Annotated in this window: 22 protein-coding genes and 4 pseudogenes; 11 read left to right on the plus strand and 15 right to left on the minus strand. The window is 48.8% G+C overall.

The genetic code is table 11. The features are described 5' to 3' along the window. The first annotated feature begins 43 nt into the window (after positions 1–43). Both C1192_RS13325 and C1192_RS13330 read left to right on the plus strand, forming a co-directional pair. Positions 44–904 (plus strand): SdiA-regulated domain-containing protein, encoded by an 861-nt coding sequence (locus tag C1192_RS13325; RefSeq protein WP_038354901.1) that lies wholly within the window; start codon positions 44–46, stop codon positions 902–904. A 67-nt stretch (positions 905–971) separates the two neighbouring features. After that, positions 972–2,150 (plus strand): MFS transporter, encoded by a 1,179-nt coding sequence (locus tag C1192_RS13330; protein WP_038354900.1) that lies wholly within the window; start codon positions 972–974, stop codon positions 2,148–2,150. On the opposite strand, the gene kptA is transcribed toward C1192_RS13330, so the two are convergent. Continuing rightward, on the minus strand, positions 2,145–2,717 hold the full coding sequence (gene kptA, locus C1192_RS13335) for an RNA 2'-phosphotransferase (protein WP_016249541.1): 573 nt from the start codon (positions 2,715–2,717) through the stop codon (positions 2,145–2,147). The genes C1192_RS13330 and kptA overlap by 6 nt on opposite strands. 137 nt (positions 2,718–2,854) lie before the next feature. Between kptA and C1192_RS13340 the strand changes: the two are divergent. Further along, a pseudogene (locus tag C1192_RS13340) lies at positions 2,855–3,129 on the plus strand (hypothetical protein); the annotation flags it as partial. 12 nt (positions 3,130–3,141) lie between these two features. Next, positions 3,142–4,314, plus strand: a complete 1,173-nt coding sequence (iadA, locus tag C1192_RS13345; protein WP_016249540.1) for a beta-aspartyl-peptidase — start codon at positions 3,142–3,144, stop codon at positions 4,312–4,314. Positions 4,315–4,389: 75 nt separating this feature from the next. Here the strand turns inward: iadA and iraD are convergent, their stop codons facing one another. The 4 genes from iraD to uxuA all read right to left on the minus strand — a co-directional run bounded on the left by iraD (position 4,390) and on the right by uxuA (position 8,904). Then, entirely contained in the window at positions 4,390–4,782 is a 393-nt protein-coding gene (gene iraD, locus C1192_RS13350) for an anti-adapter protein IraD (RefSeq protein ID WP_038354899.1), read from the minus strand. A gap of 408 nt (positions 4,783–5,190) precedes the next feature. After that, positions 5,191–5,964 (minus strand): Uxu operon transcriptional regulator, encoded by a 774-nt coding sequence (gene uxuR / locus C1192_RS13355; RefSeq protein ID WP_000833695.1) that lies wholly within the window; start codon positions 5,962–5,964, stop codon positions 5,191–5,193. A gap of 214 nt (positions 5,965–6,178) precedes the next feature. Next, the gene (locus C1192_RS13360; protein WP_016262830.1) at positions 6,179–7,639 is read right to left on the minus strand and encodes a fructuronate reductase; all 1,461 of its coding nucleotides are present in this window, start codon (positions 7,637–7,639) and stop codon (positions 6,179–6,181) included. 80 nt (positions 7,640–7,719) lie between these two features. After that, the gene (gene uxuA / locus C1192_RS13365; protein WP_001517676.1) at positions 7,720–8,904 is read right to left on the minus strand and encodes a mannonate dehydratase; all 1,185 of its coding nucleotides are present in this window, start codon (positions 8,902–8,904) and stop codon (positions 7,720–7,722) included. A gap of 339 nt (positions 8,905–9,243) precedes the next feature. Here uxuA and gntP point away from each other — a divergent pair, with 339 nt between their 5' ends. Further along, positions 9,244–10,587 carry a gluconate permease GntP gene (gene gntP, locus C1192_RS13375; protein ID WP_038354898.1) on the plus strand — a complete coding sequence of 448 codons (1,344 nt, stop codon included), beginning with the start codon at positions 9,244–9,246 and terminating at the stop codon, positions 10,585–10,587. Positions 10,588–10,771: 184 nt separating this feature from the next. Here the strand turns inward: gntP and fimH are convergent, their stop codons facing one another. From fimH to fimB, 9 genes are all read right to left on the minus strand, one after another. Further along, entirely contained in the window at positions 10,772–11,674 is a 903-nt protein-coding gene (gene fimH / locus C1192_RS13380) for a type 1 fimbria D-mannose specific adhesin FimH (RefSeq protein ID WP_001517674.1), read from the minus strand. An 18-nt stretch (positions 11,675–11,692) separates the two neighbouring features. After that, entirely contained in the window at positions 11,693–12,196 is a 504-nt protein-coding gene (fimG, locus tag C1192_RS13385; RefSeq protein ID WP_000872022.1) for a type 1 fimbria minor subunit FimG, read from the minus strand. A 12-nt stretch (positions 12,197–12,208) separates the two neighbouring features. Next, complete coding sequence (gene fimF, locus C1192_RS13390) at positions 12,209–12,739, minus strand: type 1 fimbria minor subunit FimF (protein ID WP_000837649.1); 531 nt, start codon at positions 12,737–12,739, stop codon at positions 12,209–12,211. A gap of 9 nt (positions 12,740–12,748) precedes the next feature. After that, the gene (gene fimD / locus C1192_RS13395) at positions 12,749–15,385 is read right to left on the minus strand and encodes a fimbrial usher FimD (protein WP_038354897.1); all 2,637 of its coding nucleotides are present in this window, start codon (positions 15,383–15,385) and stop codon (positions 12,749–12,751) included. A gap of 66 nt (positions 15,386–15,451) precedes the next feature. After that, on the minus strand, positions 15,452–16,177 hold the full coding sequence (gene fimC, locus C1192_RS13400; RefSeq protein ID WP_001517673.1) for a type 1 fimbria chaperone FimC: 726 nt from the start codon (positions 16,175–16,177) through the stop codon (positions 15,452–15,454). Positions 16,178–16,213: 36 nt separating this feature from the next. Next, a complete protein-coding gene (gene fimI / locus C1192_RS13405) occupies positions 16,214–16,753 on the minus strand; it encodes a type 1 fimbrial minor subunit FimI (RefSeq protein ID WP_000831509.1) in 540 nt (179 codons plus the stop codon). Between the two features lie 66 nt (positions 16,754–16,819). Next, the gene (gene fimA, locus C1192_RS13410; protein WP_038354896.1) at positions 16,820–17,374 is read right to left on the minus strand and encodes a type 1 fimbrial major subunit FimA; all 555 of its coding nucleotides are present in this window, start codon (positions 17,372–17,374) and stop codon (positions 16,820–16,822) included. Positions 17,375–17,853: 479 nt separating this feature from the next. Then, entirely contained in the window at positions 17,854–18,450 is a 597-nt protein-coding gene (gene fimE / locus C1192_RS13420; RefSeq protein ID WP_000044701.1) for a type 1 fimbria switch DNA invertase FimE, read from the minus strand. 480 nt (positions 18,451–18,930) lie between these two features. Further along, a complete protein-coding gene (fimB, locus tag C1192_RS13425) occupies positions 18,931–19,533 on the minus strand; it encodes a type 1 fimbria switch DNA invertase FimB (RefSeq protein ID WP_038354895.1) in 603 nt (200 codons plus the stop codon). Positions 19,534–20,908: 1,375 nt separating this feature from the next. Here fimB and tnpA point away from each other — a divergent pair. The 3 genes from tnpA to C1192_RS13455 are packed head-to-tail and all read left to right on the plus strand — an operon-like array spanning position 20,909 to position 23,524. Then, positions 20,909–21,586: an IS66-like element accessory protein TnpA gene (tnpA, locus tag C1192_RS13445; RefSeq protein ID WP_001339397.1), complete on the plus strand. Its 678-nt coding sequence runs from the start codon at positions 20,909–20,911 to the stop codon at positions 21,584–21,586. Continuing rightward, positions 21,586–21,933, plus strand: coding sequence for an IS66 family insertion sequence element accessory protein TnpB (gene tnpB, locus C1192_RS13450; protein WP_069906977.1), 348 nt, complete (start codon positions 21,586–21,588; stop codon positions 21,931–21,933). The genes tnpA and tnpB overlap by 1 nt, the downstream gene beginning before the upstream one ends. A 19-nt stretch (positions 21,934–21,952) precedes the next feature. Then, positions 21,953–23,524: an IS66-like element ISCro1 family transposase gene (locus tag C1192_RS13455; RefSeq protein ID WP_103194767.1), complete on the plus strand. Its 1,572-nt coding sequence runs from the start codon at positions 21,953–21,955 to the stop codon at positions 23,522–23,524. A 531-nt stretch (positions 23,525–24,055) separates the two neighbouring features. Here C1192_RS13455 and C1192_RS13465 read toward each other — a convergent pair. Next, positions 24,056–24,412 (minus strand): annotated as a pseudogene (locus tag C1192_RS13465) (helix-turn-helix transcriptional regulator); the annotation flags it as partial. Positions 24,413–24,485: 73 nt separating this feature from the next. Here C1192_RS13465 and C1192_RS13475 point away from each other — a divergent pair. From C1192_RS13475 to C1192_RS13485, 3 genes and pseudogenes are all read left to right on the plus strand, one after another. Further along, positions 24,486–24,772, plus strand: a pseudogene (locus C1192_RS13475) (transposase); the annotation flags it as partial. 67 nt (positions 24,773–24,839) lie between these two features. Continuing rightward, positions 24,840–25,990 (plus strand): IS3-like element ISEc16 family transposase gene (locus C1192_RS13480; RefSeq protein WP_103194781.1). Its coding sequence is split into 2 segments (ribosomal slippage): positions 24,840–25,101 and positions 25,101–25,990, totalling 1,152 coding nucleotides; the frame shifts between segments, so codons are not numbered across the junction. A 26-nt stretch (positions 25,991–26,016) separates the two neighbouring features. Continuing rightward, positions 26,017–26,454 (plus strand): annotated as a pseudogene (locus C1192_RS13485) (DDE-type integrase/transposase/recombinase); the annotation flags it as partial. Position 26,455: the final 1 nt, after the last annotated feature.

Consider the following 26,455-nt stretch of genomic DNA (forward strand, 5'->3'; position numbering starts at 1 on the left):
TATACTTCTCGATATCTTATTGATTTGCCTTAAAGGGAATGCCATGACAAAAAGTTTTTCGTTACATAAACGCATCACGGGTATTGCTATTCTTTTTGCCATCGTAGTCGTGAGTTTTTTCTTTGTGCAATCTTGCGCCCGTAAAAGCAATCATGCGACATCATTTCAGAATTACCACGCCACCATTGACGGCAAAGAAATTGAAGGTGTAACGAATAATATCTCCTCGCTGACCTGGTCGGCACAGAGCAATACCCTGTTTAGTACTATCAACAAGCCCGCGGCAATTGTTGAAATGACCACCAATGGCGACTTGATCCGCACTATTCCTCTGGATTTTGTGAAAGATCTCGAGACGATCGAATACATTGGCGATAATCAGTTTGTCATTAGCGATGAGCGCGATTATGCCATTTATGTCATTTCTCTTAATGAAAACTCAGAGGTGAAAATCCTCAAAAAAATAAAAATCCCGCTGCAGGAAACGCCGATCAATAGTGGTTTTGAAGGACTGGCTTATTCTCGCCAGGACCACACTTTTTGGTTTTTTAAAGAGAAAAACCCGATTGAGATCTATAAAGTTACCGGACTATTACGTAGTGACGAGTTGCACATTAGCAAGGATAAATCATTACAACGGCAATTTACTTTAGACGACGTGTCTGGCGCGGAATTTAACCCACAAAAAAATACACTTCTGGTGCTGTCTCATGAGTCTCGCGCACTCCAGGAAGTCACCCAAACAGGCGAGGTCATCGGTGAGATGTCGCTTACCAAAGGTAGCCGGGGTTTGTCACATAACATCAAACAGGCCGAAGGGATAGCGATGGACGCCACTGGCAATATCTATATCGTTGGCGAACCCAATCTTTTTTATCGCTTTACCCCTACATCATCACATTAACAGGCTGGCATGTTTTCCTTTTTTGTTATTAACTTGTTAACAACAAAAAATACAAATAAGGTAAAACATGTCCCCTTCATTGCATCCCGTAGAACGCTTCTCTTTCAGCACCGCGTTTTTCGGGATGCTGGTTCTGACCTTAGGGATGGGGTTAGGCCGCTTTCTGTATACGCCAATGCTACCTGTCATGCTGGCGGAAGGAACGTTTTCATTTAGCGAACTGTCGTGGATTGCCAGCGGCAACTACGCAGGGTATCTGGCAGGCAGCATGCTGTTTTCATTCGGCGCGTTTCATCTGCCGTCGCGTCTGCGCCCGTTTTTATTGGCTTGCGCCCTAGCAACCGGATTATTGATCCTCGCGATGGCATGGTTGCCGACTTTTGTTCTGGTGTTGTTGATTCGCTTTCTGGCGGGCGTCGCCAGCGCCGGAATGCTGATATTCGGCTCGACGCTGATTATGCAACATACCCGCCATCCCTTTGTGCTTGCGGCGCTGTTTTCTGGCGTTGGCGTCGGTATCGCGCTGGGCAATGAATATGTGCTGGCGGGACTGCATTTTACCCTCTCCTCGCAAACATTGTGGCAAGGAGCCGGAGCGCTTTCTGCCATTATATTGATTGTTCTGGCACTATTGATCCCGTCGAAAAAACACCTCATCGCGCCTGCGCCGTTGGCAAAAAACGATCAACAGATGATGAGTTGGTGGTTGCTGGCGATTCTGTATGGTCTGGCAGGTTTTGGTTATATCATCGTCGCCACTTATCTGCCGCTGATGGCGAAAGATGCAGGCTCGCCATTGTTAACCGCCCATCTCTGGACGCTGGTTGGCTTGTCGATTGTCCCGGGTTGCTTTGGCTGGCTGTGGGCGGCAAAACGCTGGGGAGCGTTACCTTGCCTGACAGCGAACTTACTGGTGCAGGCGATCTGCGTACTGTTAACCCTCGCCAGCAGCTCGCCTTTATTACTCATCATCAGTAGTGTTGGATTTGGCGGCACCTTTATGGGTACCACCTCGCTGGTGATGACCATCGCCCGCCAGCTTAGTGTGCCGGGAAACCTCAACCTGTTAGGCTTTGTGACGCTTATTTACGGCATTGGGCAAATTCTTGGCCCGGCGCTGACCAGTTTGCTCGGCAACGGAACATCGGCTCTCGCCAGTGCCACTCTCTGTGGCGCAGCGGCGTTGTTTATTGCGGCGCTGATCTGCACAGTGCAATTGTTTAAGCTGCAAGTGGTGACTTCATAAGGGCTGTTTCCCTTGCCAGTCAAGAAACTCAACCGCAACAGTTGATGTCAGCCAGACCCCGTTTTCCGCTTGCCAGAAAGGTATTCCTCGTTTCGCCATTTCCTGTGCTTTGACGGTTAAGATAACCGGCGTTCCGTGTCTTTCTCCTACTTTGCGAGCTGTCGCTTCATCAGCAGAGAGATGCACATAGTGACGCTCCCCTGCAATTAATCCCTGACTTTTTATCGCCTCAAGGAAACGACTTGCCGTACCGTGGTAGAGAAATTGTGGCGGTGTTTTTTCGGTGAAGGCAATAGCGACCTGCGAAGTCGAATGCCCCTGAACAGCACGAATACACCTACCATCACTGGAATAACTAAAGCGCTTCTTATCACTGGTGGCGACCACGGAATCCAGTAATGCACGCGTTAACCGCTTGCCCGCTTTTTGTGCACAGAGTATGAGCTTATCGATATTCGCCCACCCTTCACGATCCAGCACGATGCCAATCGCCTCTGGTTTATGTCGGAGGACAAAACTTAAAAACTTACTCGTATCCGCCAGATCTTTTTCACTGTACTTTGCCATTTTGCATTCATCCTTGTATTTTCTGCCTTTACTTACTCATCGTTATTGTCACTGTGTTTATGAATTTTCTGCAACTCAATCCTATTTTTCCACTCTGCAAAAAACACGTAGCAACACACGGTCACAAAAACGTTGTGGGAATGCCCGGTGAAGCGGCAACTGTCTTTTAGCCACGTTGATGAGTATGGACGACGCGGTCGGCGTTGCTGCCAGCCAGGCGACCGCAGGCGCATTAACCGATCATGATGTCACCGTTTTACTGCTCGCGATGTATTTAATGGGCAACCCGGTGCAAAATGTCGGTCGCTGCCTGGAGACAGCCGAAGTGAATGCCAAATATTACCCGCATATCATTACGGTCTGCGTGATTAACGCATTGCTGTCGATTTGGGTTATGCAGCTTATTGTTTAACAAGGAGTTACCATGATTGATTATTCCGCAGCCGGTTTTACCCTGTTGCAGGGAGCGCATTTGTATGCGCCGGAGGATCGGGGTATTTGCGATGTGTTAATCGCTAACGGCAAGATTATCGCCGTTGCCAGCAATATCCCTTCTGACATCGTACCGGACTGCACGGTTGTCGATCTCAGCGGGCAGATCCTCTGTCCGGGTTTTATTGATCAACACGTCCATTTGATTGGCGGCGGCGGTGAAGCTGGCCCCACAACACGCACGCCGGAAGTGGCATTAAGCCGCCTGACGGAAGCGGGCGTCACGTCGGTAGTTGGCCTGCTGGGCACTGACTCTATCTCTCGCCATCCGGAATCCTTACTCGCCAAGACCCGAGCACTCAATGAAGAAGGCATCAGCGCCTGGATGCTGACCGGTGCTTATCATGTACCTTCCCGCACCATTACGGGTTCTGTGGAAAAGGATGTGGCGATTATCGATCGCGTGATTGGCGTGAAATGTGCCATCTCTGATCACCGCTCTGCCGCGCCGGATGTTTACCATCTGGCCAATATGGCAGCAGAATCCCGCGTTGGTGGCTTGCTCGGCGGTAAGCCTGGCGTCACCGTGTTCCACATGGGCGACAGCAAAAAGGCGTTACAGCCCATCTATGACCTCCTGGAAAACTGCGATGTGCCAATCAGTAAGTTGCTGCCGACGCATGTTAACCGCAACGTGCCTTTGTTTGAGCAGGCGCTGGAGTTCGCGCGCCAGGGTGGCACCATCGACATTACCAGCAGCATTGACGAACCGGTCGCCCCTGCCGAAGGTATTGCCCGCGCCGTTCAGGCGGGTATTCCGCTAGCACGCGTCACCCTTAGCTCTGACGGCAACGGCAGCCAACCCTTCTTCGACGACGAAGGGAATTTAACCCATATCGGCGTTGCGGGTTTTGAGACGTTGCTGGAAACCGTGCAGGTGCTGGTTAAAGACTACGGTTTCAGTATCAGCGATGCCCTGCGCCCGCTCACCAGTAGCGTAGCCGGTTTCCTTAACCTGACCGGGAAAGGTGAAATCCTGCCAGGTAATGACGCGGATTTGCTGGTATTGACACCGAAGCTGCGCATTGCGCAGGTATACGCTCGCGGCAAACTGATGGTCAAAGACGGCAAGGCGTGTGTGAAAGGAACGTTTGAAACTGCATAAGCGGTTGTCAGCCGCCCGAATAGACGTAGAATGCCCGCACGGGTGGCTGACTGAGTAAAACGCAGGAGATTGTATTTAGCTGACTTTCCCCAACATCGCACTGCACCAACCGCCATGCTGCCAGATCAATTCCAATGTTAGCGGTTCATCGTCGTGGTACAGCATCATCTCCAGACTGATTGCCAGATCGTAGCAATATACTTCTTTCAGACTCACCTGCAATGCTGCAATACGTGGTTCATGAAATAAAAGAGCGGAACGCAACTGGCGGCAATACCAACTCTGGAGACGTTTGTCGCACTTATTATGCCCTTGCCACTCAGGCATGCCAGAAACAAGTAATGTTGGTAGCGGTGAATGAGGAGAATTAAAAAGTTGAAAGAGATCCTGGCATACGGAATCACGCAGCAATGATGTATTGCTTCCTGTTTTTTCAGGTAATACGGTCTGAAGTAATTGGCGCATCATTTTGCGCACTCCTGACGTTTAGCGGCATCGATATCTTGCCCTGATGGCAGGATACCACTGAGTTGATGCTCATTTTCCATAGTCATTCCTTTTTGCTCATTACGTCCGTGACTGATACAGGCCTAATTCTTGCCCGCGAAGTATAAGACCCTGAACAGAAATGAAGATCCACTTACTTTTTATTTAAAAAGATATAATTTGATAAAAATCACTAAATCAGATAGAAACAAATCAATATATTTTGATTATTCCGAATGATTACTCAGATTTAAATAGAGATATAATATTTATAAAAGATATGTAATAAATAATTATTAAATTACTCATAGTTTATTATTAATAATATATGTTATTACATGGCTACAAGACCCGGTGCAAAGCAGCTCAACTTTGCACCAGAAATAAGGGTCAGGCGTCAACTTTATCCAATGGCCAGGAGTCAAAGAGATAACCATCAAAATAGATATCATCGACGTTGGAAAATTCCAGCAAACGCTGTTTCACATTTTCCAGATGCTGCCACATTGCCAGCTTCGCCGCACGGGCGTCTTTTTTGATTAACGCCGCGAGGATCTGTTTGTGATCGCCCAGCCACTCTTTGCGGTATAAGCTGTCATCCAGATGGCTGTGCAACTGGATCCACATCGGATTGTTTTCCCGCCACTGCCAGGACTGACGGAACAACTCCACCAGCATACTGTTATGGGTTGCTTCGGCAATGGCGAGGTGAAACTGCATGTCACCGCTTTCGCTGCTGCCCGGCGCACTGGAAGCCAGTTCGCGTTCTTCAAGCTGCAATGCCTGGCGCATTTTCACAATGTCTTCCCGTGTTGCCTGCAAGGCGGCAAACTCGGCTATGTTGCTCTCCAGCAACTGGCGCGCCTGTAACAGCTCAAAAGGACCAGCGTCGTTGCAGGCGTTAACATCTGCGCTGTCCGCACTCTTACTGGTGGAACTGTCAAGAACATAGATACCGGCACCACGGCGTACTTCTACCAGCCCTTTGATCTCCAGCATGATCAATGCTTCACGTACCACAGTACGCGTGACGTCGAGCATTTCTGCGATCTCACGCTCCGGCGGCAGCCGTTCGCCAGGATTGTACGGCGTCTTAATGATCAGATCGCGGATCATTGCCCCGACTTCCTGGTAAGGTCTTTGCGCAGAGGTGGCAGATTTCATGGTGTTGTGTCCGTTAGGTGCGGTTAATCAAATTTTTGCCGGATGCGGCGTGAACGCCTTATCCGGCCTACAACGGGCAATTTTACGGCACCCGTTAATCTCAAACTATACCATTTGCACTGGAAGTTGGCACGTACAGGTGGGCAAAAAAACGAAAACTGGTCAACCAAATATAAATTTGATTGACCAGTCAGTCTGTAGGGTAATCAGTCAGTTACAGAGCAGCCACGCACTCACGCGCACCACGTTCGCACAGTTGCTGATATGCAGTCGTCACCGCGCCAACAAAGTCCGCGTTCTGCGGCAGATCATCGGCAAAAATACCGCTCAGACCCAGCAGAGCTTTCACACGTTCCGCCCCCTGATATTGCGCGTTGATCTTCTGGAACTCCGCCAGCATCGGGTCGACCACGTCGATGGCGTTGCCTTGCTCATCAACCCCTTGGGTGTAACGCATCCAGCCCGCGACACCGAGTGCCAGATGACGCCAGCTACCACCGTTTTGCAAATGCAAGCGAACCGGATCCAGCAGACGCTGCGGCAACTTCTGGCTGCCGTCCATCGCAATCTGCCAGGTGCGATGACGCAGAGACGGGTTGCTGAAACGCTCGATCAGCAGCGTCGCATACGCGTTCAGGTCTGTACCTTCCGGCATCGACAGCGTCGGCGCTTGTTCCTGCATCATCAGAGCAAAGGCCGCTTTGCGATAATCCGCGTTGGTCATGGTATCAGCGATGGTTTCATAACCACCGAGGTAACCGAGGTACGCCAGGAAAGAGTGACTGCCGTTAAGCATACGCAGTTTCATCATTTCGAACGGAACAACGTCCGCAACGAACTGTGCGCCGACTTTATCCCAGTCCGGGCGACCATTGACGAAGTTATCTTCAATCACCCACTGACGGAACGGCTCGCAGGCAATGGCACACGGATCGTAAACGCCCAACTGGTCAGCAATTTCCTGCAATGTTTCAGGAGTAGCCGCCGGAACAATGCGGTCAACCATTGTGCACGGGAAAGTCACGTTCTCTTCAATCCATGCCGCCAGTTGCGGATCACGAGCCTGAGCCAGTCCCAGTACTGCGACTTTCGCCACATGACCGTTCTCACGCACGTTGTCGCAAGACATCACCGTAAAAGCTTTCAGCCCTTTTTCACGACGCAGACGCAGGGCTTCTACGATGTAACCAATTGCAGACTTCGGCGCGGTCGGGTTTTCCAGATCGTGCTTAATCAGCGGGTTATTGAGATCCAACTGACCGCTTGCCGCGTCGGCACAGTAGCCTTTTTCCGTGACCGTCAGGGAAACAATTGCCGTCTGCGGACGCGCCATCGCGTTCAGAATGCCTTCGCAACCGTCGATTTCAGGGTGCAGCGCTTCTTTCATCGAACCGATAATTTTCAGCTCGGTGCTTTCTGCGCCTTTTTCCGCCACGGTATACAACAGTTGCTGTTTTTTCAGGTTTTCGATCAGCACGCGGTCGTTACCTGGCATCAGGTTAACTTCGCAGATCCCCCAGTCGCTGTCGGTGCTTTCCAGCAAATGGTGGGTATACAGCGCCTGGTGCGCGCGGTGGAACGCCCCGCAACCGAGATGCACAATGCGTGATTCCAGACGAGAATGATCCCATGACGGGCGGGCAACCGGCAGATTGCTGTCAACAATAGTAGTCATCGTAAACTCCAGAATCCGTCTTCAGAGAGTGACGGCAAGGAAGAAGGAACCGGCACGGCGCGAAGCCATGCCGGTGAGTATTAACGGCTAAAGAAAGCCCGTTGGATCGCCAGTTCGACACCGCGAACTTCGGCCAGGCCTTTCAGACGACCAATAGCGGAGTAACCAGGGTTGGTTTTCTTCTTCAGGTCATCCAGCATCTGGTGACCGTGGTCCGGACGCATCGGGATCAGGTCTTCTTTGCCTTCCGCTTTACGACGGTGCTCTTCTTCAACGATCGCTTTCACCACTTCGTACATATCAACGTCACCGTTCAGGTGCGCCGCTTCGTGGAAGGTTTTCGGGTTTTCTTCACGCATGGTGGAACGCAGATGGGTGAAGTAAATACGTGGACCGAACTGCTTGATCATATCAACCAGATCGTTGTCAGCACGCACGCCGTAAGAACCGGTACACATGGTGAAACCGTTCGCCATGCTGTTTACGGTGTCAACCATCCACTGCATATCTTCAATGGTGGAAACGATGCGCGGCAGGCCGAGGATCGGGCGCGGCGGATCGTCCGGGTGAACAGCCATGCGCACGCCAACTTCTTCCGCAACCGGAATGATCGCCTTCAGGAAGACAGCAAAGTTTTCGCGCAGTTTGGCTTTGTCGATATCTTTGTACAGTTCCAGGTGCTTACGGAACTGATCGAGGGTGTAGCCTTCTTCCGCGCCCGGCAGACCCGCAATGATGTTACGAGTCAGACGCGCTTTGTCTTCATCGCTCATGGTGGCGAAGCGTTCTGCTGCCTGAGCAATTTCTTCTTCGGTGTAATCCGCTTCTGCGCCTGGACGTTTCAGGATGTGCATTTCGAATGCAGCAAATTCGATCTGGTCGAAGCGCAGTGCTTTGGAGCCGTCCGGTAGCACATATTCGAGGTCAGTACGGGTCCAGTCGAGAACCGGCATGAAGTTGTAGCACACGGTGCGAATGCCGCACTGCGCCAGGTTGCGCAGGGTCTGCTGATAGTTAGCAATCCACTGCTCATAGTTGCCAGTGTGAGTTTTGATGTCTTCGTGAATTGGCACGCTTTCCACGACAGACCACACCAGGCCCGCGTCTTCAATGATAGCCTTGCGTTTGAGGATTTCTTCAACGGACCATACTTCGCCGTTCGGGATATGGTGCAGCGCGGTAACCACGCCAGTTGCGCCCGCCTGACGGACATCTGCTAAAGAAACCGGATCGTTAGGGCCGTACCAACGCCAGGTCTGTTCCATGATATTTCCTCTTTCACATAGCAGGTTCCACAGCGAAGAGACGCGGAACCCCGGAGTTGTTTAGGTATCCGGATGAACAACCAGACCGCAGCCGTGGCGTTGCATCGGATGAGATGGCGTATAAGTTCTACCTTTTGGTAAGACATGTCAACCCGAATTCTAAAATTGGTTAACCACATCACAAGAAATCCACTCTCACACAGGTTGATGCAAATTACAGCAAAGGGTATTCAGCGGTTATTGATCGGGGGATGTGATATTCATCGCAACAATGGTTGACCAATTTGCATAACATGTCGCCCAAAATAGCAATGGTTCAACCAGATAAGGTAAAACGTTATGCATGTGCTTAACATTCTTTGGGTGGTATTCGGCATCGGCCTGATGCTGGTACTGAATTTGAAGTTCAAGATCAACTCGATGGTGGCTTTGCTGGTGGCAGCGTTGTCCGTTGGGATGCTGGCGGGTATGGATCTGATGTCGCTGCTGCACACCATGAAAGCGGGCTTTGGCAACACGCTGGGGGAACTGGCGATCATCGTGGTGTTCGGTGCGGTCATCGGTAAGCTGATGGTTGACTCTGGTGCGGCTCACCAGATAGCGCACACGCTGCTGGCGCGTCTCGGCCTGCGCTATGTTCAGATATCGGTGATCATCATCGGCCTGATTTTCGGTCTGGCGATGTTCTATGAAGTGGCCTTTATCATGCTGGCACCGCTGGTGATCGTGATTGCCGCCGAAGCTAAAATTCCCTTCCTGAAACTGGCTATCCCGGCAGTAGCGGCTGCAACCACCGCACATTCACTGTACCCACCGCAGCCGGGTCCGGTGGCGCTGGTCAATGCTTACGGCGCAGATATGGGGATGGTTTACATCTATGGCGTGCTGGTGACTATTCCCAGCGTTATCTGTGCGGGGCTGATCCTGCCGAAGTTTCTCGGTAATCTTGAGCGCCCAACGCCGTCATTCCTGAAAGCGGATCAACCGGTAGATATGAATAACCTGCCCTCTTTCGGCATTTCCATTCTTGTGCCGTTGATCCCGGCGATCATTATGATCTCCACCACCATCGCTAATATTTGGTTAGTAAAAGACACACCGGCATGGGAAGTGGTTAACTTTATTGGTTCCTCCCCAATTGCGATGTTTATCGCGATGGTGGTTGCGTTCGTACTCTTTGGCACCGCACGCGGCCACGACATGCAGTGGGTGATGAACGCCTTTGAAAGCGCGGTAAAAAGTATTGCGATGGTGATTCTGATCATCGGTGCAGGCGGCGTGCTGAAGCAAACCATTATCGACACAGGCATTGGTGACACCATCGGCATGCTGATGTCGCACGGCAACATTTCTCCATACATCATGGCGTGGCTGATCACCGTGCTGATTCGTCTGGCGACTGGTCAGGGTGTCGTTTCAGCGATGACCGCCGCCGGGATTATCAGTGCCGCAATTCTTGATCCGGCAACCGGTCAATTGGTTGGTGTAAATCCGGCGCTGCTGGTTCTGGCAACTGCCGCGGGTTCCAACACCCTCACCCACATTAACGATGCCTCTTTCTGGCTGTTCAAAGGTTATTTTGATCTGTCAGTAAAAGACACCCTGAAAACCTGGGGTCTGCTGGAGCTGGTCAACTCCGTGGTTGGGCTGATTATTGTGTTGATTATCAGTATGGTGGCGTAAAGGAATATCAGAGCCTGCCATTGGCAGGCTCAGTTCGGATGGTTGGCAACGTGCGCCTTGTTTATGCCAGATGCGGCGCTGGCGCGTCTTATCTGGCCTACAAAAAGCTAACATACAGGTTTTGTAAGCCTGATAGCCATCAGGCAAATATTGCGTACTCGCATTGGCAACCCCTGTGATTTCTTTATTGATAAACAAAAGTCACACCAATAATTGACTGCACATTACCTGCAGTCACCTGCCCTCCAGTACGTGCGTAATTTGCCGTTAACCCAAGACTTACCGCTGAAGTCCCTACTGCCCCTAATGACACAGTGCTATTCGCTGGAATAATCGTACCGTTGCGCGTCAACTGCACGCCGACGCCCTGTGCTGGCGAAAACGACGCCGTGTTGGTGAAAATCGAGTTGTCCGCATCTGCGGTTGTACCTGAAAGGTAATACCCCAGGTTTTGGCTTTTCGCACAATAAACGGTAAGAGGAATCGGCACCGAGCCGGGGTAGTCCGGCAGAGTGACGGTGACATCTCGCGCAGAAACATCACAACCACCGGTAGGCACCACCACATCGTTATTGGCATAAATATTCCAGACAAACTGGAAATCATCGCCGTTATAGTTGTTGGTCTGGCGCAAAATGAGCACGGCTATTAATGAACCAGCCTTAATCGCCACTCCGCCCGCACTGCTGACAGGCGTCAGATAAAGCGCCACTGGCCAAGGCTTATCCGTTCTCGAATTATAAACAACGCGTGGCGTTTCGCTGGTGGTAGGAAAAGGATAGCTACTGCCATTATATTTTACGGTTCCGGAAAAATTAGATAACACGCCGCCATAAGCTGAACCTCGTTGCAGTGTTACATAGTCTGTAATGGTTTCCGGGTAATCGTTATGGCAAAAGATCTGCGTCGAAAGATCCACAACCAGGTTTTGCCCCACATTCACTGCGGGCGCAAGGTTAACATAGACATTGGCGCTGCCGCCGCCAATAGGGATAGCCGTACCATTAGCGGTTTTACAGGCGAATGACCAGGCATTTACCGACCAGCCCATCAGCAGTACAGTAAATAAGGTAATAACGCGTTTCATTACAATCATCTCTTCGGGTTAGCTGTAGGTATAGGTGATGCTAATCACTGCCTGAATGGTTCCCTGGGTGGCACCACCATTTACCGTCAATGCTCTGACCTGCAACGGAAAGTGCGCAGATTGAGAGGAATCATCCACCTGAACAGTTTTGGTTGCGCCGGTGTTCAATGTGTTGCCGTTGTCATCCTGTAGCTCTAACTGGATGTTTTGCGCGGTTCCCTGGTTTTTATAATATCCGGTGCTGTCAGCCGCCCCGCTGAAACTGGCGGTGACTCTGGACGTTCCCACCGGACAATTCGTCAACTCAAGCGCAACATCATGCCAGGACGATGCCGCTCCGGCAGACATCAGGCTGAAAGAATAAAGATCGCCGAGATCAACCGTGGCATTGGTGGTGGAAACTGTGCACGGTTTGGCGACGACCTTACCATTCACCGTAATGGTGACATCGGCTGCCCGTACCGTCGCGCTTGCGAGCGCCAACATTGCCGCCAATAAATACCCACGTTTGCGCCATTTCATGAGCATCTCCAGTTACTGATATTCAAGAGTGAAGGTTGCCGTGGCATTGATATGCCCCGCAGTGACAGGCACCTGTGTCGCCATTAGCCGGGCGTAAAAATTCAGCGTATTTGGTTTACCCGGCGTCAGGGTCGTCCACGAAATCGCGGACGATGGGGCATTAAGTGGTATCTGATTTTGTTGCTCATTCAGAAGCTGTATTCCCAGTCCCGCAGCCGCTGACACAGTCTTTTCAAGTGCAAGCAGGTTGGAATTATGGCTATCTGCAACACCGGTAAATCCGATCTTTACAGCAGAGACGGCATTACCACAGGGTGACAGCAAAATACGAAAAGGAACGACCGGAGTCGTCGCCCCAATGTTGTTAAATTGCTTCGCCGCATTTTCCAGCAAATCAACGGTAAAATTGGTTGATTCAACTGCCACACTACAGCCGTTATCCCTGACATAGCCGCGGATAGTAATCGTGCTATCCGCAGCCAAAGCGTGACTGACAACCAGCCACAAAAAAGCGCACAGAAGATAAAAAGGTTTGCTTTTCATCACGCCCCCTTAACGACATTCAACTGATAGCTGGGTTAATAACTGCTGCTGACTCTCAGGTGGCAGTTTGTAATCTGCGACACAGTGAGCATTCTCCCCTTCTCCCCATTTCACCTGAACTTTTCCCGCTAAAGGCATCCCGCTGAGGTAAACCTGGCCATTATCCGCAACAATGCCGCTACTCTGGCTACTCTCTGATGTGACCATCGCACCAAACGGCAGCGGCTTATTATTGTGGGTCAGCGTCATGAGTAGTTTTATCCCAACGCGCGCTTTAAACTCTGCTCGCACGATTGCCCCACGGGTGGGAACAACGTTAGCGACCGCGTTATCTAAATCGACGTTATCAGCCAGGGTATTGGTATCCAGTGCCACTCTATTTTCCCGATATTCAGTGGCATAAGGCAGCACGGCATAACCGCGCCAGTCGGTACGAACACCTGTCTGGTTTTCGACTTTTACATCTTTTGCTCCAGGCGCTTTAATCAGCACAACCGTATCGTTTAACGGCTGCCCCAGCGTTACGCCATTGGCATGGGCCAATACCCCACCGCTGACTCCGTAATAGACCTGCTTAATATCATCGCTATGGCTGTAACCTATGTTGGCATTGCCATAACCGCCGCGATAATTCAGCGCTGCGTAGCCTGTACTTCCGCTATTCCCATCGCCACTTCCGGCATATCCGGTTTGTACGCTGTAGCTTAGGTTGTTGTCTTCCAGCAACGTACCGTATACACCGGCCAGGTTGGTCATCCGACCATTGAGATCGTGTGACATGCTGTAGCTGGCACTGGCATGTCGCCACTGAGATTTACTGTCAGAACGCAGCCAGTGGCTGAAAGGAATATTGACGTTAAGAGCCAACATCTGATCTCGTCCTTTTTGCCAGGCGTTTTTCGTCAGGCTATAGCTGAGCGTCCAGTTGATATCCTCGAATGCGGTATTTAATCCGGCCTGGAATTGCTCATCGACATTACTCGTTCCCCAATAAGTCTGATGGCTACCACTCAAATAAAGTGTTGATGTGCGCCCAACTTGCTGAGTGACAGTAAGTTGTAATTTTCCGCGTTTGTTATAAGCGAGGTTGTAATAGTCGGTGAATTTCGGCTTAACCTGAATAACACCATCCTGCGTTTCAATGTTGTAGCCATTCATTCGGCGGTATGTTGTATCAGCGAAATTGAAATATCCGCTGGTCGAATAGCGGTAACCCACTAACTGAATATTCGTGCCTGACTCATTGAGCGATTTGTTATAAAGAAAACGCACTGATTGTCCGTCATGCTGACTTTCATCGGGAAGTGTGGCATTAGCCTGCGTCATATCTACGGACATAGCCCCCAATGTCCCCATGTTTTTCCCGACACCGAAATTAAAAGCACGATAACGATCCGCCAGTTGAGTACCGCCGTATATTGTCCAGCCAGCCGGGAGGCCGTGGAGTAACGTACTCTGGAAAAAGCGGGGGTTTTCCTGTTGCGCATTACCACTGCGGTACTCTCCAGCCGTAATGGAATAACGTGTATGTCCCTCACGCTGCAGGAGCGGTACTGACGAATAGGGTACGGTAAAGATCTGTGTGCTGCCGTCGGCCTCTTTAATCGTTACCTGCAAGTCACCACTATTACCTGCAGCATAGAGATCATTAATAGTAAAAGGCCCCGGTGGCACCGTACTATTATAAATGTCATACCCGTTCTGTTTAATAGATACTTGTGCAGTACCACGTGCAATACCGTGGATCACCGGGGCAAATCCTCTCTGGCTATCGGGTAACATATTGTCATCTGAGGCCAACTGTGCGCCGCGAAAGTTAATACCATCGAAAATATCGCCCTGGGTATAACCATCGCCCAACGTCAGGCGAGAACGTAACGGAATTATGTCTCGCTCAAGCCAGGTATTGATATGTTGCCATTTATTTTTGCTACCTGATGAACTGCCGCTACTGTTATAACTCCAGGTAGTATTGTCGCGTAAACGCCACGCACCAATATTTAACCCACTCTGCAGGTTTAAATATGCATAATGGCTGTTACCCCCAATCCGATTCTGCACACTATTTCCACTGAAGTTATAATTGAGTAATCCGGCATTAATACCTGAATCCCACAACTCTGGTGGAATATAGCCACGCGCACGCTGATTCATAAATGCCTGCGGGATCGTGAGGTTAAGCCGCTGCAGGCCAACATCTAAATGCGCAGTGGCTTCATTGATCATCGAAGTTAATGGTACGCAGGCATCAGCCGCCAGCAGATTCATACCGGAAACAGAGGCCGTATTCAGCCCCATACTGGCGAGTTGTGCGCGTGTCAGACAAGGGACAATCCCTTGTTCACTCTCCCCCGTATTAAACGTGACATCTCGTGTTGCCATATAACCATTATTCATATAGATATCGACACGATACGTTCCCGGCGGTAATTCTTGTCCATTTTCAAAACTCGATAAATCGGCAACAGCCTGAGGATCATCCGCTAAAAAGCGCGGGTTAAAATAGAGTTCGGCAGATGAAAAAGGTGCCTGTGCAGCAAATGCACAGGCAACAGAGAGCCGGATAAAAAAACCAGCCAGACAAGGCTTACGATTATGCAAGCATTGCGTGTTTCGCTGGTAAAATCTTAAATTCAGATATGACATTATTCCTCCGGTTTAAAATCACCCGGCAGTCAATTCTTTTTATTCAGGCGAAAAATTCCCCCTGCGTTATTCCATTACGCCCTTCATTTTTGGGGTAAGTGCACCATAATCATTTATTGTTCGATAAGTTATGCTGCTTCCGGCATCAGAAGGCAATTTAACCGTGCTTTCGCCCATTGGAGGCACCAATGCATTATCAAGAATCCGAGTTCCGGCATTAAGCTCTGTTACCGTCAGGTAATAGGGTGTCGGGTTAATCAGCGTCAGAGAATTTGTGCCGCGACGGAATCTTAATTTTTCTGCGGCCTGATCGGGTGGCAACGCTAATTTAGCCGGGCGGTAATAGAGTTTAATGCGGCTGATTATCGCGAGCTGTAACGTATTCTCGTTCAATTTTGATTTATCCATTGACGGAATCGCTTTTACATTCATCCAGAACAAACTTTCCCGATCCTGCGGCAATTGATTATTTGTGGCATCAAGAATACGCAGGGTATTCTCTTTTTTTCCCTTCATCGCAAACAGAGGTGGCGTCACGATAAAACGACCATCCTTTACACCATCAGCATTTTCTACCCATGATTGAATTAAATAAGTGCTATTTTCATCATTATTTGTCACGGCAAGTTGAACTTGTTTTTGCCCTGCCGGATAAATTACGCGAGTCGCACCTAATGCCACTCCCGCTTCAGCGCGTCCGGCAAGCATCATTGCAACGATCATCAGGATACCTGCCAGTAAGCAGAATGTTATTTCCTGCGATTTTCTTACATTGACGTTTTTATTACTCACTGTCCTGTTCCTGTTATCACAATATCTGCTGAACAATTACTGATAGGTTAAGGAGAACCAGGCCTGAGCATTAGCCATGCCGCCAGTAACCCAACGCCCTGTTGCGCGATATTTAGCAATGAAATGTAGCGAAGTCGCGCCTGAGTAAAGCCGTTTCCAGTGTATTGGTGGACGATTAATCGGTACGAGGTTTCCCTCGTCATCAAACAAGGCAATACCAACATTGGTTGCAATTCCCGGCCCCTCACCCACAGAAAGCACATCCGGATTTTTGCCATCAGCGACACCGTGAAACGCCACGCCCACACGTTCACTCACCACCGTGCTACATTCCCGTAAATGAATAACAAACGGCACCGGGGCGCTATCTTCCCCTACCGCATGAAACCGGTTACTACTGATTTGCCCCATATTGACCGTCATTTGTTTATCACCAGCTTCAATCCGGCAAGCTTCCGCAATAATGACGCCCTGAAATTGCATATTTCCACCGGGCAACGTGGTGTTCCATTTATTTCCGGCCAGTGCAAACATCGGCAGTAACGACGCTACTAGAAATAATTTCGTCCTTTTCATCGTTATTTTTATCGCGCAGGGGGCGGGCATCCTTGCCCATAATTATTTCCCTAAAACCTGAGTGGATTATTGATACTGAACCTTGAAGGTTGCATCCGCATTAGCAGCACCCGGGGTTGCGACACCCGTTGCATAATAACGCGCCTGGAACGGAATGGTGTTGGTGCCATTATTCAGGGTTGTTTGTGCGCTAAATGTCGCACCGTCCAACGTCAGCGCATTGCCTGTTCTGTCAAGGATCTGCACACCAACGTTTGTTGCGCTACCTGCAGCAGAACTCTGCAGAGCCAGTACTTTAGGATTAGTGCTGTCAATCGCTGTGCCCAAGAAGGCAACAGCGGCTGTGCTTGCAACAGCAGTATCGCAATCATTCAGTTGAATGTTAAAACCGACAGCAGAGCTGGTTGCTCCAGCCTGCTTCAGAGTAGCAGTACGAACCTGGCCCAACTGAACGGTTTGATCAACAGAACCAGCATCAACCGCACAAGCAGCATTAACGATTTCCCCTTTAAAGTGAACGGTCCCACCATTTACCGTCGTGGGAGTAGTATCGGCCAAAGCCGCTGTAGAACTGAGGGACAGCGCCGACAGAACAACAATTGCCAGAGTTTTAATTTTCATACTGCTTTCCTTTTTAAATCTACGTATAAATCGACATGGGCAGTCGTTCTGTACACTTTGTTCAGATAGATAGTTTGACTGCCAACACTGCACAGTTTTCCCCCAAAAAATGAAACATTTGGGGCCATTTTGACTCATAGAGGAAAGCATCGCTCGCTTACTTATTTAGTTTATTCGTTGGATTAATGAACTTTATTTAATTGATTTTATAGATTTTTATGCTATCTGAGGTGGTTTTTGAAGAGAAGAATGAGGAAGTTGCTTCGAGAGTCAGAAACGCTATCTTTACGTAACGCGGAGGCAATGTGAAATTAATTTACAAGAGAAATAATTTACATATCAAATGGTTAGCTGGTTTTCGTCGATTTTTTATATTTTTATGCTTGAGAAAAAACACAAAACTTTTTTATGATATGGACAGTTTGGCCCCAATTGTCTTGTATTAATCTAATTTTTTATTTTTTTATCAATAGGTTACATTAAGCCTCTTCTCTTTTTAAATTTTCATTTATTAGATTATTTCTTTCCCATAATCCGGCAAAACGTGCGGCATTACTGGCGGTATAACGCACAGTATGGCGAATATTTCGATGCCCCAGATAATCCTGAATTAAACGAGTATCTGCACCGCGCTCGGCCAGTTCATAACCGCAAGCATGTCTTAACATATGAGGGTGAGTCTGCGTCACGGTTCCAGCTTCAACACCCGCATCACGAATGATGCGATAGGCCTGCTGGCGAGAAAGTCGGCTTCCACGACGAGAAATAAATATGGCATCGGTCTGGTCAGCACCTTTCCAGTTAGAACGTTCAAGGGTCCAGCGTTCTACAGCCTCACGCTCGTCGAAACGTAGTGGATGGACAGTAGAAAATCCGTTCTTCAGCCGACGAATATTTATCCGGCCTTCATTGAGATCAAGATCCTGATAATGAAGATCAAGTAGCTCACTAATACGCATCCCGTGCCGATATGCCAACAGAATAAGACAATAATCTCTGGCTCCCGTTGCCCCATAGCAAACCGCTTGCATCATTGCCTGAACTTCTTTACCGGTAAGATAGCGACGTTTACTCACAATAGTAGTACTCCTGAACTGGGTTATATTTGAATGAATACCTATAGGAAAACCTCAATCGGTTAAAATTAGCCCAATAGATAAAAAGATAATCACACACGACATTGAGCGATTATCAGACGTTCACATTAAATATCATACAAAAATAAAATATCACTGATGTGACAAAATCTATTTTCATTGATTTAATTCAATATAACAATAGAGTAAACAGAATTAACTTCCAGTTGCTTAAAAAAATAAAGAAAAAAACACAATGAGGTAAGAACTTAGGTGATGTGTAAATTTATGAATGATTTTGTTTGTTTATTTTAAAAAAATAAAACCATTGTGGTTTGTATGGCTGCGGTTAAACCAATGTTTATTCTGATAATTAATGATTATACTTACAATAACATCAATTAATAAATGGTTAATTATTATTGATACATCGTAAGAATAATGTGGTTTTTAACACCATCCATGGTATCTCATCCGTTTTTATAAAACAGCATGGCGTTGCCGACCTCTGGGGCTATCCCAGATACCGTAAAAACGCCCTGCATTACTGGCGGTATACCAGACAGTATGACGAATATTACGATGGCCAAGATAATCCTGGATAAGCCGTGTATCTACTCCCATATTCGCCAAAGCAAAACCACATGAATGACGTAACATGTGAGGATGAATCTCTAGTGATAATCCAGCATTATCACCTGAAGTAGAGATGATTTGATAAAACTGTTGACGAGAAAGAGGATTCCCCTTGCGTGACAAAAACACCCACTCGCTCTCAGCATGTGGATAAGAAGTACGCATACTCAACCAGTTTTTTAAAGCCTGAACTTCTTTGTTTAAGAGCGGGTGTGTCGTTGAAAAGCCTTTTTTTAATCGATGGATATATATACACTTTGCCTTAAGATCAATATCTGAAATTCTCAATCGACAAATTTCACTCGCCCGGAAGCCATGAATAAAACAAAGTAAAGTCAGACAATAATTACGTGCAGCATAAGGCCCGGTATTTGCTGCTTTAAGGAGTAACTCGATTTCACTGTGGGTCAGGAAGTTCCTTTTTTTGTTATCAGCCTTATTCTTCATCGTTTTCCCTTATAATTGCAGACACGCACTAGCTGCACTGGGTTATTATCAGCCCAACATTTAGCCCTGATTATGTTTATAAAAGCGAACGTTTGTGTAATGACTAACGCAAGTGGATCAGCTCTTTTGAATGAACTAAAATGGAGTGGCGATAGTTACTTATAATAACTTTGCCATACAAACGCTATATGCTCTTGTATGCTATGTTCATTAATATATTTATCAGCGTAAGACGAAATCCAATAATAAACCTCATGATCAATATAACTATTCTTATCTATATATCATGTGATATCTTCTGTAACAAGCAAATCATCATAAAAATTTAATATTGCTTCTGTCAGCCATCTCACACATAACATTATTAGTCAACTCTGTTTTTCCACATAATTGCTATTTCATAGAAACCGGTAATTTTCAGGTGGCTATTATCATGCTAATGCTTAGTTTCCTAGCCATTATTATCCTTTGGTTTGTAAACTCATGCTGTGAGGTTGTTACATCCCTTTTTCATACTGTGTATTTCCCGGAGATATGAGGAAAGCCAGAACACGCTTTTTCCATCTGCATTCGTTGCTAAAGATAGCTTTGGTCACTACGACTTAAACCTTCCTGACTCACAGCTATTCGCCGGGTGATACGGCAACAAACGGATTGAAACATCATCCTGAAAATACCGATGCGTGCTGAACATCAACAAGCCTGCCCGGAACAACTCCGGGAGTTCCCAGCTACGTGCCACAAAGCAGGAAACATATTTCATGATGAGAATTATGCCCAGTCTGATGGTGGATAGACACTTATCTTTACCATGCCCGCTGAGTTATCTTGCAAATCGCCTCCTGTTTGAACTAAAAATAAATAACATATAAAACAAATAATTAAAGAAAAACCTTTGGTTTATGAAGAGCTCCGCAAGTGGTCATCTGGCTTCACATAGCATCTTCTTCTTAGAAAAATATCGACATATTTTGTGACACGAATTACAAATCTGGTTTTGTTGTATGGATTGTGTGATTTTTGATCTGGTATAACAGGTATAAAGGTTCACCAAGACAGTAAATGAAGCTGGGCATCTCGCAATCTATGACAAACATCACTTCAGTTCTTTCTCATCGGGCGATGAAAACGCACTTCAGTCTGAAAGGAGTATGAAAATGAGATCAACAAACAATCTATTTTATGACTCTGGGTAAAATGGATTGAGTAAGTGATATAGCTTACGAACATTCAAATCAATTAAACATCAGAAGAGATTTTATACTCAGGTATTTAATCTGGTCCTCTGTATATTTAAATAATGTGGAAAGTGAATTTTCACAGTAACCGGCTCATTTAAACCGTCTGGTCTGTTTCCTCCGGCTCTACAAAAATAATGTCCATCATTTTTAATGGACACTATCGTATGAAACACCGGACCTGGATCACTGAAGCTTTACGTCTTCACTTTGAAGAACATTTACCCCGGGTTGTGGCCGGGCGTCGCCTGGGTGTACCAAAATCAACAGTTTGTAGTATGTTCGTGCGCTTTCGGAGAGCTGGCCTTTCGTGGCCTTTGCCCGCAGGCATGTCGGAGCAGGAACTTGATGCCTGCCTTTACGGACAATTTTCCACGGTACCAGTCGTACGTCCTGAAAGCACCGTTATATCCGAAGCCCCCGTGGTAAAAAAACGTCCCCGGCGGCCCAACTTCCCTTATGAGTTTAAAATCGCCTTAGTGGAGCAGTCACTGCAGCCCGGAGCCTGTGTGGCGCAGATCGCCCGGGAAAACGGAATCAACGATAACCTGCTCTTCAACTGGCGCCATCAATACCGGAAAGGTGGCCTGCTGCCTTCCGGAAAAAATATGCCGGCACTGCTTCCCGTGACGTTAACGCCGGAGCCGGATAATAAAATCCCGGCCCCCGCACAGGAACCAGAGCAGATAAATACACCGTCCGACAGTCTGTGTTGTGAGCTGGTTCTGCCGGCCGGAACTCTCAGGCTTAAAGGTAAACTGACGCCGGCGTTATTACAGACACTTATCCGCGAAATAAAAGGGAGCAGCCACTGATGATATCTCTCCCTGCCGGTTCGCGTATCTGGCTGGTTGCCGGTATCACCGACATGCGGAATGGCTTTAACGGCCTGGCATCAAAAGTTCAGAACGTCCTGAAGGATGACCCGTTCTCCGGACACCTGTTCATCTTCCGCGGACGCCGGGGTGACCAGATAAAAGTGTTGTGGGCTGACAGTGACGGACTGTGCCTCTTCACCAAACGCCTGGAGCGGGGCCGCTTCGTCTGGCCAGTCACCCGTGACGGCAAGGTGCACCTTACTCCGGCTCAGTTATCCATGCTTCCTGAAGGTATCAACTGGAAGCACCCGAAACGAACGGAACGCGCTGGAATCCGCATATAACCCGTTGTAAAGTGAGGATATGGACACCTCACTTGCTCATGAGAACGCCCGCCTGCGGGCACTGTTGCAGACGCAACAGGACACCATCCGCCAGATGGCTGAATACAACCGCCTGCTCTCACAGCGGGTGGCGGCTTATGCTTCCGAAATCAACCGGCTGAAGGCGCTGGTTGCGAAACTGCAACGTATGCAGTTCGGTAAAAGCTCAGAAAAACTTCGTGCAAAAACCGAACGGCAGATACAGGAAGCTCAGGAGCGAATCAGCGCACTTCAGGAAGAAATGGCGGAAACGCTGGGTGAGCAATATGACCCGGTACTGCCATCCGCCCTGCGCCAGTCTTCAGCCCGTAAACCGTTACCGGCCTCACTTCCCCGTGAAACCCGGGTTATCCGGCCGGAAGAGGAATGCTGTCCTGCCTGTGGTGGTGAACTCAGTTCTCTGGGATGTGATGTGTCAGAGCAACTGGAGCTTATCAGCAGCGCCTTTAAGGTTATCGAAACACAACGTCCGAAACTGGCCTGTTGCCGGTGCGACCATATCGTGCAGGCACCAGTACCTTCAAAACCCATTGCACGCAGTTATGCCGGAGCGGGGCTTCTGGCCCATGTTGTCACCGGGAAATATGCAGACCATCTGCCGTTATACCGCCAGTCAGAAATATACCGTCGTCAGGGAGTGGAGCTGAGCCGTGCCACACTGGGGCGCTGGACCGGTGCCGTTGCTGAACTGCTGGAGCCGCTGTATGACGTCCTGCGCCAGTATGTGCTGATGCCCGGTAAAGTCCATGCCGATGATATCCCCGTCCCGGTCCAGGAGCCGGGCAGCGGTAAAACCCGGACAGCCCGGCTGTGGGTCTACGTCCGTGATGACCGCAACGCCGGTTCACAGATGCCCCCGGCGGTCTGGTTCGCGTACAGTCCGGACCGGAAAGGTATCCATCCACAAAATCACCTGGCCGGTTACAGCGGTGTGCTTCAGGCCGATGCTTACGGTGGTTACCGGGTGTTATACGAATCCGGCAGAATAACGGAAGCCGCGTGTATGGCTCATGCCCGGAGAAAAATCCACGATGTGCATGCAAGAGCGCCCACCGACATCACCACGGAAGCCCTGCAGCGTATCGGTGAACTGTATGCTATCGAGGCAGAGGTCCGGGGCTGTTCAGCAGAACAGCGTCTGGCGGCAAGAAAAGCCAGAGCCGCGCCACTGATGCAGTCACTGTATGACTGGATACAGCAACAGATGAAAACACTGTCGCGTCACTCAGATACGGCAAAAGCGTTCGCATACCTGCTGAAACAGTGGGATGCACTGAACGTGTACTGCAGTAATGGCTGGGTGGAAATCGACAACAACATCGCAGAGAACGCCTTACGGGGAGTGGCCGTAGGCCGGAAAAACTGGATGTTCGCGGGTTCCGACAGCGGTGGTGAACATGCGGCGGTGTTGTACTCGCTGATCGGCACATGCCGTCTGAACAATGTGGAGCCAGAAAAGTGGCTGCGTTACGTCATTGAACATATCCAGGACTGGCCGGCAAACCGGGTACGCGATCTGTTGCCCTGGAAAGTTGATCTGAGCTCTCAGTAAATATCAATACGGTTCTGACGAGCCGCTTACCCAGTATGAAGTGAATCCCAATGTATTGCTGTCCATTTTCCATTCCGTGACATAATAGAAATCATTGATTTCATTGATGTAAATATTACTTATGATTAAACATTGTCCACGATGCAAGCACGATCGCAATAAATATTGTGCCTGGAGGATGGATTAGATTTTCTGAAAGAGCCGAATCCTTAATAGATAAGCGCAAACATACTTGGTTCGGTATTCTTAAGGGATTTAATATGGATTGAACCAGGTTGACGTTAGTTGGAAAAAACAGCGGAAAAGATTTGTGTGGCGCGGATTTCAGGCATAAAAAAAGACCTCAGTTGACGTCTATTTACATACTTTTGGTGCGAAGGCCGGACTCAAACATACAACTTAACCTCATGATTTAAAATAGTTAATAATAAACACCGCAATCTTATACCAACACAGATACCAACACGAAAATTCATTGATTTTCGGCATCTAACCAGGACGAGTATGGCTTGGTTGAGATGCCGAACGCTGTTACTCGTCATCTTCCTCGACAGGCTCCAGCGCATCAAGTGGTACTCGCACCATCGCGATAGACCCAATACGGATAAAAGCATCTTCTCCATCTATGTCGGTTAACTGATATCGCTCTGTTGATTCAGGCTCTGATTCCAGAATGTCAAAAAATGCATTCAACTGACCGATATCACCATCACTTTCGTCCTCAGACTCATCAGGCTCACAACAAAGTTCAATTACTGGGCCACCATTCACCATGGTAATATGGACATTCCCATATCTTCCTTCATTTGCATCCTCGTCATCAGGGATAGGTGGAAACACCTCAAACAAGAACTGGTGGAAAATGACCTCTCGTGCATTTAAGGCATAATGTAGTGGCACACTGAATTTGGCCACCTGAACAGAGGTGATATGCTCACCTCAGAACAACACAGGTGCTCCAATGAAAAAAAGAAATTTCAGCGCAGAGTTTAAACGCGAATCCGCTCAACTGGTTGTTGACCAGAACTACACGGTGGCAGATGCCGCCAAAGCTATGGATGTTGGCCTTTCCACAATGACAAGATGGGTCAAACAACTGCGTGATGAGCGTCAGGGCAAAACACCAAAAGCCTCTCCGATAACACCAGAACAAATCGAAATACGTGAGCTGAGGAAAAAGCTACAACGCATTGAAATGGAGAATGAAATATTAAAAAAGGCTACCGCGCTCTTGATGTCAGACTCCCTGGAGTGATCTTACCCACCAATAGTGGACACAGGACTAAGTGAGTAAACTCTCAACCAGAGGTGACTCATGACAAAACCAGTATCAATCAGCAAGAAGCCCCGTAAACAACATACGCCTGAATTTCGTAACGAAGCCCTGAAACTCGCTGAACGCATCGGTGTGGCCGCCGCAGCCCGTGAACTCAGCCTGTATGAATCTCAGCTTTATGCCTGGCGCAGTAAACAGCAGCAACAAATGAGTTCGTCAGAGCGCGAAAGCGAACTGGCCGCTGAAAATGTCCGCCTTAAACGACAACTGGCGGAGCAGGCTGAGGAACTGGCCATCCTCCAAAAGGCCGCGACATACTTCGCGAAGCGCCTGAAATGAAGTATGTCTTCATCGAAAATCATCGGGCAGAGTTCAGCATCAAAGCGATGTGTCGTGTACTTCGGGTTGCCCGCAGCGGCTGGTATGTCTGGCTCAGGCGTCGTCACCAGATGAGCCTGCGCCAACAGTTTCGGCTCACCTGCGATACCGCTGTTCATAAGGCATTCTTTGAGGCAAAGCAGCGATACGGTGCTCCCCGCCTTGCTGACGAACTGCCGGAGTTCAATATTAAAACCATTGCCGCCAGCCTGCGTCGTCAGGGGCTGCGGGCGAAAGCCGGCCGGAAGTTCAGCCCGGTCAGCTACCGTGCACATGGCCTGCCCGTATTGGAGAATCTGCTGGAGCAGGACTTCAGCGCCAGCGGCCCGAACCAGAAGTGGGCGGGTGACATCACGTACTTGCGTACCGATGAGGGCTGGTTGTATCTCGCAGTAGTCATCGACCTGTGGTCACGCGCCGTTATTGGCTGGTCGATGTCACCGCGAATGACAGCACAACTGGCCTGTGATGCACTGCAAATGGCGTTGTGGCGGAGAAGACGCCCGGAAAGCGTCATTGTTCATACGGACCGTGGTGGTCAATACTGTTCAGGGGATTATCAGGCGCTGCTGAAGCGACACAACCTGCGTGGCAGTATGAGTGCGAAAGGCAACTGTTATGACAATGCCTGTGTGGAAAGCTTCTTTCATTCGCTGAAGGTGGAATGTATCCACGGGGAACGCTTTAGCAGCCGGGAAATAATGCGGGCAACGGTGTTTAATTATATCGAGTGTGATTACAATCGCTGGCGTCGTCACAGTGCCTGTGGCGGTCTCAGCCCGGAACAATTTGAAAACCATAATCTCGCTTAGGGCCGTGTCCACATTACGTGGGTAGGATCAGTTGGGCAATGTCGTTCTCTCCGGACAGCAGACTGACCATCAAAGCGCTGAAAATGGCCTGGGAAATCCGCAGTAAACCAGCCGGGGTAATGTTCCACAGCGATCAGGGCAGCCACTATACAAGCAGGCAGTTCCGGCAGTTACTGTGGCGTTACCAGATCAAACAGAGTCTGAGTCGACGAGGAAATTGCTGGGATAACAGCCCGATGGAGCGCTTCTTCAGGAGTCTGAAAAACGAGTGGATACCGGTGACGGGTTACATGAACTTCAGCGATGCTGCCCATGAAATAACGGACTATATCGTTGGGTATTACAACGCGCTCAGGCCGCACGAATATAACGGTGGGTTGCCACCAAATGAATCGGAAAACCGATACTGGAAAAACTCTAAAGCGGTGGCCAGTTTTTGTGAGCCTGTCCATCATTCTGTGTAAA

It is taken from the genome of Escherichia marmotae, assembly GCF_002900365.1.
GTDB classification, from domain to species: domain Bacteria; phylum Pseudomonadota; class Gammaproteobacteria; order Enterobacterales; family Enterobacteriaceae; genus Escherichia; species Escherichia marmotae.

Bases quoted from the DNA above. Each gene is read 5' to 3' on its own strand.
- tnpA (WP_001339397.1), top strand. From the start codon at position 20,909: ATGTCCATCATTTTTAATGGACACTATCGTATGAAACACCGGACCTGG.
- C1192_RS13455 (WP_103194767.1), top strand. From the start codon at position 21,953: ATGGACACCTCACTTGCTCATGAGAACGCCCGCCTGCGGGCACTGTTG.
- fimF (WP_000837649.1), bottom strand. From the start codon at position 12,739: ATGAAAAGCAAACCTTTTTATCTTCTGTGCGCTTTTTTGTGGCTGGTT.
- fimA (WP_038354896.1), bottom strand. From the start codon at position 17,374: ATGAAAATTAAAACTCTGGCAATTGTTGTTCTGTCGGCGCTGTCCCTC.
- fimD (WP_038354897.1), bottom strand. From the start codon at position 15,385: ATGTCATATCTGAATTTAAGATTTTACCAGCGAAACACGCAATGCTTG.
- fimH (WP_001517674.1), bottom strand. From the start codon at position 11,674: ATGAAACGCGTTATTACCTTATTTACTGTACTGCTGATGGGCTGGTCG.
- C1192_RS13360 (WP_016262830.1), bottom strand. From the start codon at position 7,639: ATGACTACTATTGTTGACAGCAATCTGCCGGTTGCCCGCCCGTCATGG.
- fimG (WP_000872022.1), bottom strand. From the start codon at position 12,196: ATGAAATGGCGCAAACGTGGGTATTTATTGGCGGCAATGTTGGCGCTC.
- uxuA (WP_001517676.1), bottom strand. From the start codon at position 8,904: ATGGAACAGACCTGGCGTTGGTACGGCCCTAACGATCCGGTTTCTTTA.
- iraD (WP_038354899.1), bottom strand. From the start codon at position 4,782: ATGATGCGCCAATTACTTCAGACCGTATTACCTGAAAAAACAGGAAGC.
- kptA (WP_016249541.1), bottom strand. From the start codon at position 2,717: ATGGCAAAGTACAGTGAAAAAGATCTGGCGGATACGAGTAAGTTTTTA.
- iadA (WP_016249540.1), top strand. From the start codon at position 3,142: ATGATTGATTATTCCGCAGCCGGTTTTACCCTGTTGCAGGGAGCGCAT.
- tnpB (WP_069906977.1), top strand. From the start codon at position 21,586: ATGATATCTCTCCCTGCCGGTTCGCGTATCTGGCTGGTTGCCGGTATC.
- C1192_RS13325 (WP_038354901.1), top strand. From the start codon at position 44: ATGACAAAAAGTTTTTCGTTACATAAACGCATCACGGGTATTGCTATT.
- C1192_RS13330 (WP_038354900.1), top strand. From the start codon at position 972: ATGTCCCCTTCATTGCATCCCGTAGAACGCTTCTCTTTCAGCACCGCG.
- fimI (WP_000831509.1), bottom strand. From the start codon at position 16,753: ATGAAAAGGACGAAATTATTTCTAGTAGCGTCGTTACTGCCGATGTTT.
- gntP (WP_038354898.1), top strand. From the start codon at position 9,244: ATGCATGTGCTTAACATTCTTTGGGTGGTATTCGGCATCGGCCTGATG.
- uxuR (WP_000833695.1), bottom strand. From the start codon at position 5,964: ATGAAATCTGCCACCTCTGCGCAAAGACCTTACCAGGAAGTCGGGGCA.
- fimB (WP_038354895.1), bottom strand. From the start codon at position 19,533: ATGAAGAATAAGGCTGATAACAAAAAAAGGAACTTCCTGACCCACAGT.